The organism is Paraburkholderia sediminicola, from assembly GCF_046026675.1.
GTDB lineage: Bacteria > Pseudomonadota > Gammaproteobacteria > Burkholderiales > Burkholderiaceae > Paraburkholderia > Paraburkholderia sediminicola_F.
This window is the reverse complement of the sequence record NZ_JAQQEY010000001.1, coordinates 2,927,105-2,946,335: the sequence shown is the minus strand read 5'-3', so window position 1 is coordinate 2,946,335 and position 19,231 is coordinate 2,927,105. Positions and strand designations below refer to the sequence as shown.

The 19,231-nt window shown below is 63.1% G+C and carries 13 protein-coding genes; 10 read left to right on the top strand and 3 right to left on the bottom strand.

The window, feature by feature from the left end; translation table 11 throughout:
* Positions 1 to 118: 118 nt before the first annotated feature.
* The 4 genes from PQQ86_RS12635 (at position 119) to PQQ86_RS12620 (ending at position 5,894) form a co-directional block, all read left to right on the top strand.
* Positions 119 to 1,456 carry an MFS transporter gene (locus PQQ86_RS12635; RefSeq protein ID WP_408267077.1) on the top strand — a complete coding sequence of 446 codons (1,338 nt, stop codon included), beginning with the start codon at positions 119 to 121 and terminating at the stop codon, positions 1,454 to 1,456.
* A 74-nt stretch (positions 1,457 to 1,530) separates the two neighbouring features.
* Positions 1,531 to 2,634: an Ldh family oxidoreductase gene (locus tag PQQ86_RS12630; RefSeq protein WP_408267074.1), complete on the top strand. Its 1,104-nt coding sequence runs from the start codon at positions 1,531 to 1,533 to the stop codon at positions 2,632 to 2,634.
* A 112-nt stretch (positions 2,635 to 2,746) separates the two neighbouring features.
* Positions 2,747 to 4,348 carry an aldehyde dehydrogenase (NADP(+)) gene (locus tag PQQ86_RS12625; protein WP_408267072.1) on the top strand — a complete coding sequence of 534 codons (1,602 nt, stop codon included), beginning with the start codon at positions 2,747 to 2,749 and terminating at the stop codon, positions 4,346 to 4,348.
* 13 nt (positions 4,349 to 4,361) lie between these two features.
* On the top strand, positions 4,362 to 5,894 hold the full coding sequence (locus PQQ86_RS12620) for a methyl-accepting chemotaxis protein (protein WP_408270251.1): 1,533 nt from the start codon (positions 4,362 to 4,364) through the stop codon (positions 5,892 to 5,894).
* A gap of 426 nt (positions 5,895 to 6,320) precedes the next feature.
* Here the strand turns inward: PQQ86_RS12620 and PQQ86_RS12615 are convergent, their stop codons facing one another.
* The 3 genes from PQQ86_RS12615 to PQQ86_RS12605 all read right to left on the bottom strand — a co-directional run bounded on the left by PQQ86_RS12615 (position 6,321) and on the right by PQQ86_RS12605 (position 10,765).
* The gene (locus PQQ86_RS12615) at positions 6,321 to 7,943 is read right to left on the bottom strand and encodes a sensor domain-containing protein (protein ID WP_408267069.1); all 1,623 of its coding nucleotides are present in this window, start codon (positions 7,941 to 7,943) and stop codon (positions 6,321 to 6,323) included.
* Positions 7,944 to 8,375: 432 nt separating this feature from the next.
* Positions 8,376 to 9,818: an aldehyde dehydrogenase family protein gene (locus PQQ86_RS12610; RefSeq protein WP_408267066.1), complete on the bottom strand. Its 1,443-nt coding sequence runs from the start codon at positions 9,816 to 9,818 to the stop codon at positions 8,376 to 8,378.
* Entirely contained in the window at positions 9,818 to 10,765 is a 948-nt protein-coding gene (locus PQQ86_RS12605; protein ID WP_408267063.1) for a LysR family transcriptional regulator, read from the bottom strand. Before PQQ86_RS12605 ends, PQQ86_RS12610 begins: the two co-directional genes overlap by 1 nt.
* Before the next feature lie 343 nt (positions 10,766 to 11,108).
* Here PQQ86_RS12605 and PQQ86_RS12600 point away from each other — a divergent pair, with 343 nt between their 5' ends.
* From PQQ86_RS12600 to PQQ86_RS12575, 6 genes are read left to right on the top strand one after another with little or no spacing between them, the layout of a single operon-like run.
* On the top strand, positions 11,109 to 12,593 hold the full coding sequence (locus tag PQQ86_RS12600; RefSeq protein ID WP_408267060.1) for a UbiD family decarboxylase: 1,485 nt from the start codon (positions 11,109 to 11,111) through the stop codon (positions 12,591 to 12,593).
* Complete coding sequence (locus PQQ86_RS12595; RefSeq protein ID WP_408267058.1) at positions 12,586 to 13,206, top strand: UbiX family flavin prenyltransferase; 621 nt, start codon at positions 12,586 to 12,588, stop codon at positions 13,204 to 13,206. Before PQQ86_RS12600 ends, PQQ86_RS12595 begins: the two co-directional genes overlap by 8 nt.
* Entirely contained in the window at positions 13,203 to 16,250 is a 3,048-nt protein-coding gene (locus PQQ86_RS12590) for a xanthine dehydrogenase family protein molybdopterin-binding subunit (protein WP_408267056.1), read from the top strand. The genes PQQ86_RS12595 and PQQ86_RS12590 overlap by 4 nt, the downstream gene beginning before the upstream one ends.
* The gene (locus tag PQQ86_RS12585) at positions 16,247 to 17,068 is read left to right on the top strand and encodes an FAD binding domain-containing protein (protein WP_408267053.1); all 822 of its coding nucleotides are present in this window, start codon (positions 16,247 to 16,249) and stop codon (positions 17,066 to 17,068) included. The genes PQQ86_RS12590 and PQQ86_RS12585 overlap by 4 nt, the downstream gene beginning before the upstream one ends.
* 28 nt (positions 17,069 to 17,096) lie before the next feature.
* Positions 17,097 to 17,618: a (2Fe-2S)-binding protein gene (locus PQQ86_RS12580; RefSeq protein ID WP_408270249.1), complete on the top strand. Its 522-nt coding sequence runs from the start codon at positions 17,097 to 17,099 to the stop codon at positions 17,616 to 17,618.
* Complete coding sequence (locus PQQ86_RS12575) at positions 17,611 to 19,230, top strand: AMP-binding protein (protein ID WP_408267050.1); 1,620 nt, start codon at positions 17,611 to 17,613, stop codon at positions 19,228 to 19,230. The genes PQQ86_RS12580 and PQQ86_RS12575 overlap by 8 nt, the downstream gene beginning before the upstream one ends.
* Position 19,231 lies beyond the last annotated feature (1 nt).

The window sequence follows — 19,231 nt, the reverse complement described above, 5'->3', positions numbered from 1 at the left end:
GCAACGGTGCAATCGCGCGAGCGCTGGTGGCCGCTCTAACAAATGATCCCGTGCGGCGAGGCCGTACGAAACCACCCGTATCAGCATTTACGATGGACCGCGCAAAAGGCGGTTCGGCATGGAGACGCTAGTGACCGATCGAAGCAGTGAAGAACAACTTTTTACGCGCATAGCGTGGCGGCTCGTGCCGCTGCTGATTGCGATTTTCCTGGTCGCGTATATTGACCGCGCCAATATCGGCTTCGCCAAACTGCAGATGCTAAGCAGCCTGAAGATGAGCGAGGCGTCGTACGGCTTTGCGTCGTCGCTGTTCTTCATCGGCTATCTGGTATGCGAGGTGCCGAGCAATCTGCTGATGCATCGCTTTGGCGCGCGCCGCTGGATCTCGCGGATCATGTTCACATGGGGCGTCGCGACGCTGCTGCTCGCGTGGACGCCTTCGGCATTGGCGTTCCAGATCCTGCGCTTTCTGCTCGGCGCTGCGGAAGCCGGCCTTTATCCCGGGATAATCCTCTATCTCGGCATGTGGTTTCCTGAACGGCAGCGCACCGGCATCATCGGCTTGCTGACGCTCGGCAGCAGCATGGGCAACATGCTCGGCTCGCTGATCGGTGGTTTCTCACTGGAACTGCATGGCGTAGCGGGCCTCGCCGGCTGGCAGTGGGTGTTCCTGACCACCGGCACGCCTGCCGTGCTGCTGACCTTCGTCACGCTGTACTGCCTGCCAGATGGCCCGCGGTCCGCCAACTTTCTGACGGCCCGCGAGAAAGATGTCGTCGAAAGCCGGCTGCGCGCGGATCCGCCCGCGGCACGCCTTGCCGGCGGCGGTGGTTGGTCATTGGCCGCGCTCGTTACGGTGGGGCTCTTTAGCCTCGGGTACGGAACCATCTCCATCGCGATCTACGGTATCGCGTACTGGCTGCCGACTTTGGTCAAAGGCTTTGGCGTGACGAGCAGCGTCAACGGCATGCTCAACATGATTCCGTGGTTCATCACATCGCTGATGCTGCTGTGGTTGCCGCGTCGTCTGAAAACGCCGCGCCGCGTGCTGATCGCCGCGTTCTGCGCAGCACTGCTCGGCATTCTGTGCTTCGTCGCCAGCGTGGGACCGTTCAGCAATGCAGTGCGTTTCGCGGCGCTCTCGTTCGGCGCACCGTGTCTGTATCTGATGATCCCGTGTTTCTGGGCATTGCCTCCGCGCTTGCTGCCAGCCTCGTTCATGACGGGTGCGGGCGGCGCGGCGGCGCTCGCGGTGATCGCGGCGGGCTCGAGCGTTGGCGGTTTCCTTGCACAAAACATCATGCCGTGGGTCGGCAAGGTAACGGGCAGCACGTCCGCGCCGATGCTCGTACCCGCCGTTAGCCTGCTGTTGCTCGGCATCGGCGCAGTGGTGGTCTGGTTCCGGCTTGGTCTCGCCGGCCGCGGCGGGCCGGAAGCCATGTCCACCGCGCAATAACGTTTAACGCTTAACTCAACGCAACACGCCGGCCCATTTATTTCGATTCAATTCTTTCGTTTAGCAGGTTAGTCATGGCAGACACTATGCCCCGCGTCGGGGCCGCAATCGCACGGCAGCAAATCGAGGTCATCCTTGAAGCTTGGGGCATGTCGCCCGAGCAGGTCGCGGCTTCGGCCGACATCCTGATCGATTCCGATCTGAAGGGCATCGACTCACACGGCATCTCGATGCTGATGTTCTACGACCAGTTGTATCGCACCGGTCAGATCGACATGAAGGCGAGCGCGCGTATCGTGCGCGAGACCGCGACCACCGCGCTGATCGACGGCAATGCGGCGATGGGGCATCCGACCTCGCGCATGGCGATGGAACTGGCCATCGAGAAAGCGCTGGCGTGCGATATGGGCGCGGTCTCCGTGTTCAACTCGCAGCATTTCGGCGCGGCTGGCTACTACGTAGAAATGGCGGCCGAACGTGGACTGATCGCGATGGTGTCGTGCTCGACCCGGCTTGCAACGGTGGTGCCCACTTTCGGGGCCGAACCGATGCTCGGCACCAATCCGTTTGCCTTTGCCACGTCGGCGGGCCGGCATCCGCCCGTGATTCTCGACATGTCGACCAGCGTGGTCGCGTCAAACAAGGTCAAGGTGTACGCGTTGCAGGGCAAGCCGTTGCCGCCGGGCTGGGCGCTCGACGCGAACGGCAACCCGCTGACCGATTCGGCCGAAGCCTACCGGCTGCTGTTCGAGCGCCTCGGTGGCGGCCTCGCGCCGTTGGGAGGCGAGGGCAAGACACTCGGCGGTCACAAGGGCTACGGCCTCGGTTTGTTCGCGCAGATTCTCGGCAGCACGCTGGGCGGCGGTTCGTTCTCGCCCGTGCGTAACCGCACGCAAAGGAGCGATGAGCCGGACAACATCGGCCATTTCTTCCTTGCGATGAATCCGGCGGCGTTCCGTCCTATCGAGGAATACCACTCTGATCTCGACGCGGTAATCACTGCGCTGCGCGAAAGCCAGCCCGCCGACCCGTCTCAGCCAGTATTGATCCCAGGGGACCCTGAGCGTCTCACGCGCGTGGCGCGCAGCGTGGAGGGCATTCCGATGCCCGATTCGTTGCGCGAGAAGATCCGCGAAGTCGCAAAGGCCGCGGGCGCGCCTTTCCTGCTGACTGTTTGAGTTTGAATTTGAGGCCGAGGTTGAGCCTCACGACCCCGACCACAGCGGCGCGCGCAGCGCAAAGACCTGCGTGCGCTGCTCACCACGCCAATTACAACGAGCACAAAACCAAGTGACAGCAACCATTCTCGGCCACAACTACATCGGAGGCCAGCGCAGCGCGTGTGGCGATATCTCGCTGCACAGTCTCTCGGCATCGACCAGCGAAGCTTATCCGGTGGCTTTTTCCCAGGCGACCGACGCTGAAGTCGACGCAGCCGTGGAGGCCGCGGCGGCAGCATTCCCGCGCTATCGGGTGCTACCCTCAAGCGTTCGTGCGGATTTCCTCGAGGCAATTGCAGCGGAGATCGACGCTTTCGGTGACGATTTCATCGCCGACGTGATGCGCGAAACCGCGTTGCCGAATGCGCGTATCGCCGGCGAACGGGCGCGCACCAGCAACCAGATGCGACTCTTCGCCAAGGTTTTGCGCCGGGGTGGTTTCTACGGTGCGTGCATCGACCAGGCGTTGCCTGAGCGGCAACCATTGCCGCGTCCCGATCTGCGGCAATACCGAATCGGTGTCGGCCCGGTCGCAGTGTTCGGCGCCAGCAATTTTCCCTTGGCGTTCTCCGTTGCTGGCGGCGATACTGCGTCCGCACTGGCAGCCGGCTGCCCGGTCGTGGTCAAGGCGCACTCCGGCCATCTGGTGACGTCGGAGCGTATGGCGGATGCAATCGAGCGCGCGGTGCGACAGACCGGCATGCCGGCGGGGACCTTCAACATGATCTATGGCGAGCGCGTCGGCGCGCGCCTCGTGCAGGCACCTGGCATTCAGGCGGTTGGCTTTACCGGTTCGCTGCGAGGCGGCCGAGCGCTATGCGATCTTGCGGCGGCGCGTGAACAACCGATTCCGGTGTTCGCGGAGATGTCGAGCGTGAATCCGGTGTTCGTGCTGGACGGTGCCTTGCAGGAGCGCGGCGCGGCGATTGCCAATGAACTGGCGGCCTCGGTCGCCACGGGTGGCGGCCAATTGTGCACAAGTCCCGGCCTCGTGCTCGGCGTGCGTTCGCCGCAATTCAGCGCATTTATCGACAACCTCGGCAAGGCGATCGAGCGGCAGGCGCCGCAGACCATGCTGAATCCGGGCATCTTCGCCAACTTCCGCGCTGGCCTCGAACGCGCGTCGAAACACGCAGGCATCACCTTGCACGCAGCCGCGCAAGGTGAAACTCAGCAAGCCGCCGCACAGCTGTTCGTCGCCGATGCCGCGTTGCTGTTCGATCCGAGCCGGCCGCTCGAAGAAGAAATCTTCGGACCGGCCACGATCGTGGTCGAACTCGACAGCGCGGAATACCTGCTGCGTTTCGCGTCGGCGATGCGGGGCCAGTTGACGGCCACGCTGCTCGCGTCGCCCGGCGATCTGCAGTCGCACCGCAGGCTGATCGAACGGCTCGAGGAAAAGGCCGGCCGTCTGTTAGTGAACGGTTATCCGACTGGCGTCGAGGTATCGGACGCGATCGTTCACGGCGGCCCGTGGCCCGCGACCTCGGATGCGCGCGGCACCTCGGTCGGCACGCTCGCGATCGACCGGTTCCTGCGGCCGGTGTGCTACCAGAACTATCCGGACGAGCTCCTGCCCGACGCGCTGAAGAATGCCAATCCGCTCAATCTGATGCGGCTCGTCGATGGAGAGATGACCCAGCGTTCTCTTGATTGTGCGCCCGGTCGCTAAGGAAGTTCGCGTGATGTCAAACCTGTCGATACGCGCGCGTCTAGGCGCCGCGATACTTTTCCTGTGTGTGCTGCTGACGGCGATCGGCGCGCTCGGCGTAACGGGTATGGCGCGCAGCAACGACGCCAACCGCGAGACCTACACGAACCGGCTCGCCAGCACGCGGCTGATCGGCGACGCGGAACTCGCGATCAGCCGCGAGCGCACGACCGTCGACCGGATCGCTTTCGATCCGGCCGCCCCAACGGTCGAGAAAGACGTTGCCACTTACCGCATGCTCAAAGGGCAGGGTATGGATGCGTGGGCGAAGTATTTGGCCTTGCCTGCCACATCGGATGAAACCCGTCTTGCCGCCGCGGTCAGTGCCAGGCGTAGCCATGTGCAGAACCAACTCGATGCTTTTGCGGATTCGGTCAAGGGCATGGACGATGCGGGAGTCAAAGTCGCGTTGAAGAAAATCGCGCTGGCCAATACGGACTATGTCACGGTGAGCTCAGATCTCAAGCAGTTTCAACGCGATCAGGCAAAGGCACAGTACGATGATTCGGAAGCGAGTTTCCAGCGCTTTCGTGCAATAACTATCGCCTCCGTCATATTTGGGCTGCTCGCCGGTGTCGTCACCTTCGTGTCGCTGCGTCGCGCGATCGGCCGTCCGCTCGGTGAGGCGCTGGGACACTTCAACCGGATCGCGACGGGCGATCTGTCGCAGCGGATCGAAGCGCGTTCGCACGATGAAATGGGCATGCTGCTGCACGGTCTTTCGCAAATGCGCGACGGCCTCATAAGTACCGTCACAACGGTGCGTCACGCGAGCGATGCCATCGCCACGGCGGCCCAGCAGATAGCCTCAGGCAATCTCCATCTGTCCGCACGTACGGAACAGCAGGCTGCGTCGTTACAGGAAACCGCCGCCAGCATGGAAGAGCTGACCGGCACGGTGAGGCATAACGCCGAGAATGCACGTCAGGCGCAGGCTCTCGCTGCCAATGCGGCCAACATGGCCGATCACGGCAACTCCGTGGTGGGCGAGGTGGTGACGACGATGAAAGAAATCGATCAGAGCTCGGGCCGTATCCGCGACATCATCGCGATTATCGATGCCATCGCGTTTCAGACCAATATTCTGGCGCTCAATGCAGCGGTCGAAGCTGCGCGCGCCGGAGAACAGGGACGCGGTTTCGCGGTGGTGGCGGCCGAGGTGCGGATGCTGGCGCAGCGCTCGTCGGCTGCCGCGAAAGAGATCAAGGAACTGATCGAGACGTCGAGCGGAAAAGTGCAGGCGGGCGGCACGCTGGTCACGGAGGCAGGCGGTCGCATGCAGGCGATCCTCACCGGCGTGCGGCGCGTGGCGGACATTATGGACGAGATATCGGCCGCTTCGTCAGAGCAAAGCACGGGTATCGAGCAGGTTACTCGCACCGTCGCGGAAATGGACTCGGTCACGCAGCACAACGCCGCGTTGGTCGAAGAGGCCGCAGCAGCGGCCCAGTCGCTTGAGGAACAGGCGCGAATGTTGAAAGAGACGGTGGCAGTGTTCAGGATTTAGGCCCGAGCGGGACTCACTTCCTGACGCTCTGTGCATAAGCGAATGCTTGCCATCGAGTTCGAAGAGGAATTCAGAGAACGATTTTTTTTTAACTAGCTGGTCAGTGACCAGCCGCCATCCATACCCGATGGTTTCGCTCGCGGAATTAATTCACTGCGTCACGGGATCGACCGGGTTATCCCCTCTGGTCACGCCGAACTGGACACGAAAGCAGCGGCATGACCGGCAACTACGGCAAGTAAGCTGCCAGTCCGGACAGCACAGGCCTCGGCCAGGTACCGAACGTCCCTGGGCGGCCCTGTGCGGCGTGTCGAGTCAACTAAATTGAAGGACCGCTTTCCATAGGGCGACGAGGCTGGCGGCCAAGTTGTTTTGTCGATTCGCGCTGCGCAAACAGCGCGTGACCATCTTTTTCGTTTGGCGCTCTCACCGACGCAGCATGAATTCCGCAAAGGCCTCCGAGTCAAGCGGGCGGCTGACTAGATAACCCTGAATGGAATCGCAACCAGCGTCCTTCAGTTCTTCGGCCTGGCGTTGGCACTCGACGCCTTCCGCGATAGTTTTCATGCCCAGCGAACGGGCGAGACCGACAATGCCTCGAATGACCGCCGACGCCTTCTCTGAATCGACCAGCGCTCGAACAAACGACTTATCGATCTTCAGTGTGTCGATGGGCAGTCGGACAAGATAGCTGAGACTGGAGTATCCAGAGCCGAAGTCGTCCAGCGATGTGAATATGCCGGCTTGCTTCAGCGCGGCAAGAACGGACGTTGCCTGTTCGATATCGCTCACTAGAGAGTCCTCCGTGACCTCGATGTCGAGCATTGCGGGGGAGACGTCGTATGCCCTCGCGATATGGAGAATCCTATCTGCAAGTCCCGCGCCGAGGAGCTGCCGAGCCGACAGATTGAGGCTGATCCGAGGTACGGATACCCCTAATCGTCTCCATGCACGGATATGCTGGCAAACTGCATTGAGCAGCCATTCGACGAGGATTCCTTCATATTTAGAATCAAGCAGCACATCCAGGAATGCGTACGGTGTCAGCAGGCCTCGTTCGGGATGACGCCAGCGAAGAAGCGCCTCGGCACCGATTGGGAAACCGTCCGCGAGTGCCACCTGAGGTTGGAAATGAAGCTCGAACTGGTTTGCCGCAAACGCCTCGCGAAGATCCATGCGTAAAGCAAGGCGGTCACGCATGCCCCGGTCGAGTGCTCCATCGTACGCGCGCACCTGAAACCGGCCAGATGACTTCGCTGCGTACATGGCCGTGTCGGCACGACTCAGCAACGCCTCGGCTGAGTCCGGTGCTTCTCTCAGTAGCGCGATGCCAATGCTAGCCGATAGGGAGATGGATCTTCCCCATACTTCGAATGGCACCGCGAGCTCGCTGAGCACCGCATGCGCGAACGCTTCTACCGCGCTTTCGGTAGTATCGCGTAACAATAGAACGAACTCGTCGCCCCCTACGCGCGCGGCGAAAAAAGCAGGTTCAAGAATTGCGCGTAGCCGTTTCGCAAAGGCGCGCAGCAACTCATCGCCCACAGCATGACCGAACGCGTCGTTGACTTCCTTGAAATGGTCCAGGTCAATAAACAGCACCGCCAGGGAAGCACCATCCGTAAAGCCTCGTGAAGCAGCTTCAGCGACCGCGCATGATAGCGCTTCCATGCACTTGCGCCGGTTGGCCAGACCAGTCAGATAGTCGTGACTCGCTTCAAATTCCAACTGCGCCGCGTGCTCGTGTTCGCGCGTGACATCGCGGAAGAGCACCGTAATGCCATCGTCGTGGGCAAATGATCGAGCCTCAAACCACGTGTCGAGCGGTGCGTAATAGTCAGTGTGCCGACCTGGGAGTCCAGTGGCCGCCGTTTGTTGATAGACGCGATAGTAGCCGGAGTCCACCAGGTCCGGGTAACACTGCCATATGTCGCGTCCGAGCAGGTTTTGCCGCTCCTGCTGCAAGTATCGCTCAGCTGTATGGTTGAGATAGGTGAAGCGCCACGACCTGTCTATCGACATGAATCCGTCGCTGAGGCTATCAAGCATGTCACCAAGGTGGGCCGGTGCAGGGTGTCGGGCGCCGCCAGCTGTCGGGCGCGGAGGACGAGAGTTGGTCTGTCGTTCCATTTTGAGCTTTCTGTTCGCATCGGCCCCAAAGGCATCGCTCGTGCGCGAACCGATGGGTTCATCGCATTCTAACCGCCTTTGGCACCGCTTCGAACATCAGGACGCCCCGCGCTCCGCTGCCTTTGATTGGGATGACGCTGTGCCTGACGCAAGTCGGTCATCTGTCGCGCGTTGCGCTTGCAATCAATCAGACGACCAAACGCGTCGGCCTCGTCTCGCTTCGAGTCCATTCAAGCACCGCACCCCAGTACGCTCAAGGTTGAAAATAGATTCCGGTCATGCGCGGCCGGAAGCAACCATGCGGGATCGCACCGACGCACGTTTCCGGCGACACGGCTCGCGCGGCATTGCCTACGGACTCACCGTTTTCATCTGCTCCGGCACGCCCGCATTCAAGCAGATGTGTTTCAGTTCGGTGAAGTCCGCCAGTGCATCGTACCCGTGCAGACGGCCGAGGCCACTCTGCCGATACCCGCCGGTTTCCGCTTCGGCGAATAACCGGTTGTGGTCGTTGATCCACACGGTGCCGTTGCGCAGTGCCCGGGCGATCCGATAGGCACGCGCGACGTCGTGAGTCCACACGCTCGCGGAGAGACCGAACACCGTATCGTTGGCCTTGCTGAGCGCCTCAGCCTCGTCCTCGAAGGTCTCCAGTGTGACGAACGGCCCGAAGATCTCCTCCTGACAGAAAAACGCTTTCGGATCGCCATGCTCGACCAGCGTTGGCGCCAGGAACGCATTGCCGCGGCTCGCACCGCGTAGTAGCACACGGTCCGCGCTGTCGCACGCCCGCTCGATCGTCGCATTGACCGCATCGCGAGTGCGATGGTCGATCAGTGCGCCGATATCGGTCGCCGCGTCGCTTCCCGGGCCGACCTTTAGCGCGGCGAGTGCGGCGGCCAATTGCTCGCGCATCTGCTGCGCTTTCGAGGCATGCACGAGCACGCGGCGCGCGGCCGTGCATTGCTGGCCGGAGATGATCGTCGCCGCGCGCGCGAGACGCGGCGCGATCGCGGCGACATCGGCATCATTGAACACCACGCAGCATGATTTGCCGCCCAGTTCGAGCGAAAGCTTTTTCATGCTGTCGGCGGCCGCGGCCATGATCCGCTTGCCGGTGGCCGTCGACCCCGTGAAGCTCACTACGTCGACATCATGCGATTCGACGAGCCGCTCGCCAGCCGCATGCCCGGTCTCGTTCACCACATTGACCGCGCCCTTCGGCAGCGCGGTGCCGTCCAGGCAGCGCATCATCGCCGCGTTCAGCAGGCTCGTCTGCGCCGCCGGCTTGACGACGCTTGTGCAGCCGGCCGCCAGGGCCGGCGCGAGCGAGCGCACCAGCAGCACCGCGGGCGCGTTCCACGGCACGATGATCGCGGCGACGCCGGCAGCTTCGCGCAGCAGCGTGGAGATCGTGCCCGGTTCCGGCTCCAGCACGTGGCCGGGCAAATGGCGCGCAAGCCCGGCATAGTAGCGGACCTCCGAGATCGCCGCGGCGATTTCGCCGCGCGCCTGCGCGATCGCTTTGCCGTTCTCGCGCGCCATCAGCGTCGCCAGTTCTTCCCGCTTTGCATCCAGCGCCGTGGCCCAGTCAAGCAGCACGTTCTGCCGCAGCCGCGCGTCCTGTGCCCACGTGGTGCGATCGAATACAGCGCGCGCGGCGGCAATCGCCGCGTCCGCCTCTGCCGCGCCTCCGTCGGCATACAGTCCGATCGGCTCGCCGGTGGCCGGGTCGATCGTGGGCTGCGTCGGCGTGCCGGTCCAGGTGCCGGCGATCCAGTGTTGTGCGTTCATCAAATTTTCCTGATCGGGGTAGGGGTGTCCTTCGTCGCGTCCAACGGCGCGGCGTTCAGCACCTGGCGCAGTTCGTCGGCAATGATCGAGATCAGCGCGTCCGCGGCGGCGCTTAGCGGCCGGCGCGGATGCGTGATGCAGACGATGTGTCGCACGATGCGTGGCGCCAGAATCGGATACGCGCGCAACGTGCCCGCCCGGACTGCGCGCTCGACCACGATACGCGGCAGGATGGTCGCGAAGCGCGTATTGCCGACCAGTTGCACGATGGTGCTGAGCACATCGATTTCGAAGCGCGGCGTCAGGAGTACGTCCTCGTGCTGCGCGGCGGTATCGAGCACGCCGCGCAGGCCGTGCCGCTTGGTCGGCAGCACCAGTTCGAGTTCGGGCAGCTTGGCCAGCTCGATCGCGTGCGGCAGGTCCGGGCCGTGTGCCGCACTGGTGGCGAGCACCATTTCTTCGTCGAGGATCGCTTGCGAATCGAGCGAGAGCTTGCCGCGCGGTTTGTTGATGAGCGCCGCATCGAGCTGGCCGCCGGCGACCCAGTCGATGAAGGTCGCGCTGTAGCCGTCGGAGACAGTGACTTCGACGTACGGATATTTCTCGTGATAGCGCGACAGTGAATCGGCCAGCACGCTTTCGCTAATCGACGCGATCAACCCGATCGACACACGCCCGGTGATGATCTCGTCTCGCTGGATCAGCTGCTGCCGCGCGTGCGCAAGATCGCGCATGATCGGCAGGAAGAGCCGGTACATGAGCCGCCCGGCGGCGGTCGGCGTCATCCCGTGCGAGCCGCGCTCGAACAGTTGCTGATGCAGCTCTTCCTCGAGCTTCGCGATCTGCATGCTGAGCGCCGGTTGCACGATATTCAGACGCTTGGCCGCGCGTGTGACCGAGCCGTCTTCGAACAGCGCGATGAAATATTGAATCTGCTTCAGGTCCATGGGTGTGTTTGATCAGGCTTCCACATTTTCATTGTTTTTGATGTTAACGATCGCCGTTATCAATTCCCGTGCGGTTGGCAGGGACACTGTTCCGTATGCGCCAGCCTTGTCGATCGGTCACCAAACGCCCGTCGCAGTAGAGGTAAAGGCGGTCGCTGCTATTAATACTCAGGACGCTGGCCAACGTCATCAGGGGTAACACTGATATCAGAGTAAGTGATGCAGAAAATCAAAAAACACTATTAGAAGTTATACGCCATTCTCGCTACGCTCCATCCAAATCCACTGTGCGCTCGCTACACAAAACAGCGGGTGGACATTGACACGACACATGGAGACCCAGATGAACTCTCGCGGAACCGCTTCCCTCGAAACGACGGTTTCTCCGGGCGCCGGAGGGCGTCCCGCCCGCTCACTGCGAAGCTGGCTGGAGCACCTGTCGGCGAGCGGGCGGGTGGCCACCATCGAAAACCCCGTCGCGCTCGAACACGAACTCGCTGCGATCGCGAAAAAGCTCGACGGCTCGCGCGCCGCAGTGTTCGTGCAGCCTGGTGGTCATGCAATTCCGGTGGTCAGCGGTTTCATGTCGAGGCGCGCGTGGATCGCCGAAGCGATGGGCGTGAGTGAGGACCAGCTGCTCCATCGCTTTCGCGAAGCCGCCGAGCATCCTCTCGCGTGGCAGGAGGTCCCAGCGGATACGGCGCTGTGCCAGCAGGTCGTCCATACGCAAGGGATCGATCTACACAAGCTGCTGCCCATTCCGACGCATAGCGAACACGATAGTGGCCCGTACATCACCGCCGGTCTCGTGATCGCGCGCAATCCGCGCACAGGCATCCAGAACGTATCGATCAATCGGATCCAGGTGCATGGACCGGACCGCATGGCGATCCTGCTGCTGCCGCGCCATCTGTACGCATTTCACCGGGCCGCGGAAGCGGCGGGAGAGCCGCTCGATCTCGCCGTGGTGATTGGCGTGGACCCACTGACGATGCTCGCTTCGCAGGCGATCACGCCGATCGATCACGACGAGCTGGAGATCGCAGGCGCACTGCATGGGGCGCCGCTGCCGGTCGTGAAGTGCGTGAGCAACGGTGTGAAGGTGCCGGCCTTCGCGGAGATCGTGATCGAAGGGCGCATCCTGCCGAACGTGCGCGAGCAGGAAGGCCCGTTCGGCGAGTTTCCAAAGTATTACAGCGCGCGAGAGGCGCGTGAGGTGATCGAGGTCACGGCGCTCACGCATCGCGCGAAGCCGATTTATCACACGATTGTGCCGGCCGAAATGGAACATCTTCTGCTCGGCGCAATTCCGCGTGAGGCAACGCTGCTTGCGCATCTACAACGCAGCCATCCGGATGTGAGGGACGTGCATCTTTCGGTAGGCGGCGTGTGCCGCTATCACCTGTGGATCCAGTTCGAGAAGAAGCGCGAAGGCGAAGCGAAAAACGTGATCCTGTGTGCGTTCGGCGCCCACTACGATATCAAACAGGTGGTGGTGGTGGATACCGATGTGGACGTGCACGACCCCGCTGAAATCGAATGGGCCATCGCCACGCGCTTCCAGGCCGATCGTGATCTGGTCGTGATCGAAGGCGCGCAGGGCTCGCCGCTCGATCCGTCGACTACCGTGGGCCAGCCGGATGACGCCCCGGCGCATCTGCAGGGCATCAGCGCGAAGATGGGGCTCGACGCCACGCGGCCGGTGGTTTATGCGGCGCATGTGTTCACGCGCGTGCGGATTCCGGGGCAGGACTCGGTGGATCTGGAAGCGCTCGTCGCCGGCGACAACGCCGCGTTCGATACCTATCTGGGTGACGTTCATGCCTGACAACAAGCGTGAGCGGATTGTCGTGGGCATTTCGGGCGCGAGCGGCGCATTGATCGGCGTGCGCCTGCTTGCCGCGCTGCGCCGCCTCGGCACGCATGAGACGCATCTGATCGTGTCGGCCTCCGGCGCGGTGACGGCGGCTCAGGAACTAGGCATGGCGCGCGGCGATCTGGAGAGCCTCGCCGATGTGGTCTACAACGTGCGCGATATCGGCGCAGCAGTAGCAAGCGGTTCGTTCATCACCGCGGGCATGGTTATCGCGCCGTGCTCGATGAAAACGCTCGCGGGCGTGGCCAATGGCTTCGCCGACAACCTGCTCACGCGGGCCGCCGACGTCATGCTCAAGGAGCGTCGCCGACTGGTGCTGGTTGCACGGGAAACGCCGCTCAATCTCGCGCACCTGCGCAACATGACGCTCGCCACCGAGACGGGCGCGATCGTGATGCCACCGGTGCCCGCGTTCTACGCGCATCCGAAGACCATCGAGGACGTGGTCGATCACACGGTCGGCCGGATTCTGGATCTGTTCGGCATCGAGCACCGCGAGATTGCCCAGCGTTGGAGCGGACTCGCCGATGAGTTCGCGGGCCGCCGTGAGGGAGCCGACGAATGAACCAGCGCGACATGATCAATTCAGGCAATGCTGCGACTGTAGAGGTTGAACCAACCCACGACGAAGCCGTAAAGCGTCCACAGACCTATCTTGGCCGCCCGATGGAGCGTCTCGAAGACCCTGCGATCCTTACCGGTCGTGGCCGTTATGGCGACGATCTCGGCACCAGACCCGGCACCCTGCATGCGGCGATTCTGCGCTCACCGCATGCACATGCAGAACTCGTTGCCATCAATACCGACGCCGCGTCAAAGCTGCCCGGCGTGCGCGCGATCCTGACGCGCGAGGACCTGCGTGCGTGGTCGCGGCCCTTCGTGGTGGGGGTGAAATCGCCGATGGAGCAGTGGGCGCTTGCGATGGACCGCGTGCGCTATGTCGGCGAACCTGTCGCGGTGGTGCTGGCGGAATCGCGGGCCATCGCCGAAGACGGGCTCGATCTTCTCAAGGTCGACTATTCCACGCTCGATCCGGTCACGACGATCGAACAGGCGGCGAGCGAGGAATCAACGGTTTTGCATGAAAAGGTCGGCACCAATGTGATCAGCGACCGCCGCTTCCGCTATGGTGATCCCGAAGCTGCGTTTGAGAAAGCGCCACATCGCGTGAAACTGGTCGCGCATTATCCGCGCAATACCTGTGCGCCGATCGAATGCGGCGTGGTGATCGCCGAATATCTGGCGGGCGACGAAGGCTACGACGTTACGTCGAATTTCATGGGCCCGTTCTCGCTGCACGCGGTCATGGCGATGGCGCTGAACGTGCCGGCCAATCGTCTGCGGCACAAGGCGCCGCGAGATTCGGGCGGCAGCTTCGGCGTGAAGCAGGCAGTGTTTCCGTATGTCGTGCTGATGTGCCTCGCCTCCCGCAAGGCCGGCGCCCCGGTGAAGTGGGTCGAGGACCGGCTCGAACATCTGAGCGCGGCGACCTCCGCGACGGCACGCCTGTCGACGCTCGAGGCGGCTGTCGAAAGCGACGGTCGTATTACCGCGCTCTCATACGATCAGCTTGAAGATTGCGGGGGCTATCTGCGCGCGCCGGAACCGGCGACGTTCTACCGGATGCATGGCTGCCTGACAGGCGCGTATGCCATCGACAATCTGCTGGTGCGCAATCGCGTCGTGCTGACCAATAAGACGCCCACGGGTCTCGTGCGCGGCTTCGGCGGCCCGCAGGTTTACTTCGCGCTCGAACGGCTGATGCAACGCATCGCGCTTGAGCTGAAGCTGGATGTGCTCGACGTGTATCGCCGCAATTTCGTCGCCGCCGATGCCTTCCCGTATCGCGCCGCAGCGGGCGCTTTGCTCGACTCGGGCAACTATCAGGAGGTGCTGCGCCGCGCGCTGGCCGAAGGCGGCTATGACGAACTGCGTGCGCGCCGCGAGGCGGCGCGCAAGGATGGGCGGCTGTACGGCATCGGCTTCGCGGCGATCGTCGAGCCGTCGGTGTCGAACATGGGCTATATCACGACGGTGATGCCCGCCGACGCGCGCAGGAAGGCCGGCCCGAAGAGCGGCGCGATCGCGAGCGCCACGGTCAGCGTTGATCTGCTAGGCGGCGTGGTGGTGACGATCGCGTCGACGCCCGCGGGCCAGGGACATATGACGGTGTGCGCGCAGGTGGTCGCGGATGTGCTCGGCGTCTCGCCTCAAGACATCGTCGTCAATGTCGAGTTCGATACGCACAAGGACGCGTGGTCGGTGGCGGCGGGCAATTACTCGAGCCGCTTCGCCGGCGCGGTGGCGGGTACGGTGCATCTGGCGGCCGTGCGCGTACGCGACAAGGTCGCGCGCATCGTGTCCAAGCAGTTGGGTTGCACGCCGGAAGATGTCTGTTTCGAAGGCGGCCGCATTTATGCCAGGGGTGCAGAGGATCGCGCGCAGCCGTTCGGCCGCGTCGCCGCCAATGCGCCGCATTGGGCGCCCGCGCTCTTGCCCGAAGGCGAGGAGCCCGGCCTGCGTGAGACCGTGTTCTGGAATCCGCCGAACATGGCGGCGCCGGACGAGAACGATCGCATCAACACGTCGGCGGCTTACGGGTTTGCCTTCGACATGTGCGGAGTGGAAGTGGACCGCGCCACGGGCCGCGTGCGGATCGACCGATATGTCACCGCGCACGACGCCGGCACGTTGCTGAACCCCGCGCTCGCCGATGGCCAGATTCGCGGCGCGTTCGCGCAAGGTCTCGGCGCGGCGTTGATGGAGGAATTCCGTTACGGCGCGGATGGCAGCTTCCAGTCGGGCACGCTCGCCGATTATCTGATGCCGACCACCTGCGAAGTGCCCGATCCGTTGATCGTGCATCTGGAAACGCCGAGCCCGTTCACGCCGTTGGGCGCGAAAGGACTCGGCGAGGGCAACAACATGAGCACGCCGCCGTGCATCGCGAATGCGGTGGCGGACGCGCTCGGCGTCGACGATATCCGTTTGCCGTTGACGCCTTCGAAGGTCATGGCGCTCATTGGTATCGACGACCCCGCGTCGTCGCGTCCCGAGTTGCGTGACACGCCACCGGCGAAACCGGCGATGCCCGGCGGCGCAAAGGCGCTGACCGCGCAAGGCAGCGTCGATTTGCCGGCGTCGCCGGAAGCCATTTTCGCCGTGCTGCTCGATCCGGACGCGCTCGCCAGAGTGATACCGGGTTGCCACGCGCTCGAAGCCGAAGGCACGAACCGGTATCGCGCCGACGTGACAGTCGGCGTGGGCATGATCAAGGCGCGCTTCGAAGCGAAGATCGGGTTGTCGGAAATCGACGCGCCACATCGGCTGCGTTTGGCAGGCGCGGGCATGTCGTCGCTCGGCAGCGCACGCGGCAGCGGCCTCGTCGAGTTGATACCGATCGAAAGCGGCACTCGTCTTTCCTATGACTATGAAGCCCAGGTGTCGGGCAAGGTCGCGGCCGTCGGCGGACGGATGCTCGAAGGGGCGGCCAAGGTCGTCTTGCGGCAACTGTTCGAATCGCTTGGACGCCAGGCCGCAGGCAAACCGGTGAAAACCGGAGACGGGTGGCTATCGCAGTTGCTCGCACGTTTCAGGAGGCAGGCATGAAACCCGCGCCGTTCGATTATCTGCGCGCGATGACCACGCAGGACGCGCTCGACGCACTCGCGCAAAACGGCGAAGACGCCCGCGTGCTGGCCGGGGGGCAGTCGCTGATGGCGGTGCTGAACATGCGGCTCGCGCAGCCGCGCATGCTGGTCGATATCTCGCGCACGGACGAACTGAACGCGGTGCGCATCGATAACGAAGCAGGTCGGCTAATTGTGGGCGCGGCTGCCACGCAGGGCAGCGTCGAATGGCGCGCGTCACTGCGCGATGAAGTGCCGCTGCTGGCGATGGCGTTCCCGCACATTTCGCACTTTCAGATTCGCAATCGCGGCACCGTGTGCGGCTCGATTGCACACGCCGATCCGAGCGCGGAATTGCCCCTTGTGCTGGCGGCGCTCGGTGGCGACGTGACCCTGCGCTCGAAAAAGAAGAAGCGTGTCTTGAAGGCCGAGGAATTTTTTCAAGGGATGTTGATGACGGCGCGCGAACCGGAAGAATTGGTCGAAGCGGTGCGTTTCCCGCTGAAGAAGCCCGGCGAACGCTACGGCTTCACCGAATTCTCCGCGCGTCATGGCGATTTCGCGATGGTCGCTTGCGCGGCGGTGGTGACAAGCGACTCGATCCGCCTCGCGGTGGGCGGCGTCGCGGATCGGCCGGTGGTCGAGAAATGGCCGAGTTTGCACGGCGAAGACCTACGCAGTGCATTGAACGATTTGAGCTGGAAGCTGGGCGCGCAGGACGACGCGCACATTAGCGCGACCTATCGCCGGCATCTGGTCCGGCAACTCGGATGGCGCGTGATCGAGGAGGCAAAGTAAAGTGAGCAACACGTCTGAAGGCAACATCATGCGGCAGGGCGACCGGCAGTGCATCACGCTGACGCTCAATAGCTGCGAACGCAGCGGCCATTGCGAGCCACGCGAACTGCTGTCGGATTTCATCCGTCACGAACTGGGCGCGACCGGCACGCATGTCGGCTGCGAACATGGCGTGTGCGGCGCGTGCACGGTACACATCGACGGTGTGGCAGGGCGTTCTTGCCTGATGCTGGCGGTGCAGGCGCAAGGGCGTCGCATCGATACGGTCGAGGGCCTCGCGCCCGATATGGTGCTCGGCGATCTGCAGCAGGCATTTCAACGCCACCACGCATTGCAGTGCGGCTTCTGTACGGCCGGCATTCTGATGTCGTGCGCGGACTATCTGAAGCGCGTGCCCGATCCCACCGAGGCGGAGGTGCGCGACATGCTCTCGGGCCATCTGTGCCGCTGTACGGGCTATACGCCGATCGTCGCAGCGGTGTTGGACGTGGCGGCAAGACGTAACGCAGGCAAGCGGGTCGGTGAAACCGTGGAGACCGCTCATGCTTGATCTCGGCCGAACCTATCTGCAAAGCGTTGAGCGCAGCCCGAATGCGCTCGCTCTGGTCGATGGCGAGCTGACGCTGACCTATGCGCAGTGGCATCGCATCATTGTGAACCTCGCCGAAGGCCTGCGCGAACTGGGTCTCGCGCACGGGGACCGGCTGCTCGTCGTACTGCAAAACCGCTGGGAAATGGCAACCTTGCACTGGGCCTGCCAGTTCGCCGGCATTGTGATCGTGCCGTTGAACTGGCGCGCCAAGCCTGACGAACTCGATTACTGCGTGACCGATGCCGGCGTGAAGGCGATCGTCTATGAACCGGTCAGTGCCGAAGCGGTCACGCAAAGCCCGGCTGCACAAAATCTTCCTCGCATCGGGCTCGACGACGCGCAAGGCCGCAGCGCCGGATTCGCATCACTCCTCGTCGAGCGCTCGCATGATGCCAGCATCCAGACCACTCGCGCGAATGCGGACAACTACTCGCTGATTCTTTACACGTCGGGCACCACGGGAAAGGCCAAAGGCGTGCCGCGCCGTCACTGTCATGAGCGGGCTGCCGCGCTCGCCCATGTAGCGCAGAACCTGTACCGGCATGGCGAGCGCACGCTCGGGGTGATGCCGCTCTATCACACCATGGGCGTGCGCTCGCTGCTCTCGATGGCAATGGTTGACGGCGTGTTCGTTTGCGCGCGCCGCTGGAACGCCCGCTTCGCGCTCGATTCCATCGCGCAGTATCAGATCAGCTGTCTTTATCTGGTGCCGACGCTTTATCACGATCTGCTGGCCGATCCGGCTTTCGCCGCTATCGACACGACCTCGGTCAAAAAGCTCGGCTTTGCCGGCGCACCGATGAACGACGGTTTGCTCAAGCGGCTCTCGGCTGCTTTCAAACCCGAACTGTTCGTCAATCACTACGGCTCGTCGGAGGTCTACACCTTCAGCATCGACCAGGACGCAACGCAGAAACCGGGCAGCGCAGGGCGTGCTGGCATCAATACGCGCCTGCGTGTCGTGAAGCTCGATGCGCAAACGCCGGAGGATCTGGCGCAGGCTGGCGAAGAAGGCCAGATCATCGCCGATCTGCTCGGCGACGAAGCTTTCGAAGGCTACTGGAACCGCCCTGACGCCAACGCAAAGTCATTGCGCGACGGCTGGTATTTCACCGGCGACACCGGCTTCTTCGACCTCGAAGGCGACCTGTATGTGTCCGGACGCGTCGACGACATGATCATCAGCGGCGGCGAGAACATTTCGCCGGTCGATATCGAATCGGTCCTGTCTCTGCATCCCGCCGTCGACGACGTGGCGGTGGCAGGCGTGAAAGACGAGCGGTGGGGCCAACGGGTCGTCGCCTTCGTCAAACGCCGCGAATACGTCGATGCCGAAACGCTCGATGCGTATTGCCGCACGTCCAATCTCGTCAACTTCAAGCGGCCGCGCCAATACGTCTTCGTCGACGACATTCCGAAATCGCCGGTTGGCAAGATCTTGCGCCGCAAGCTGTCCGCGGGCGAGTACGAACGCGACGAACGTGGTCAGCCTAATGACGGTAACGACGGCAACCACGGCCGCGCCAGCGGCGCATTCATTGCCACACACACGGAAACTACCAAGGAGTAAC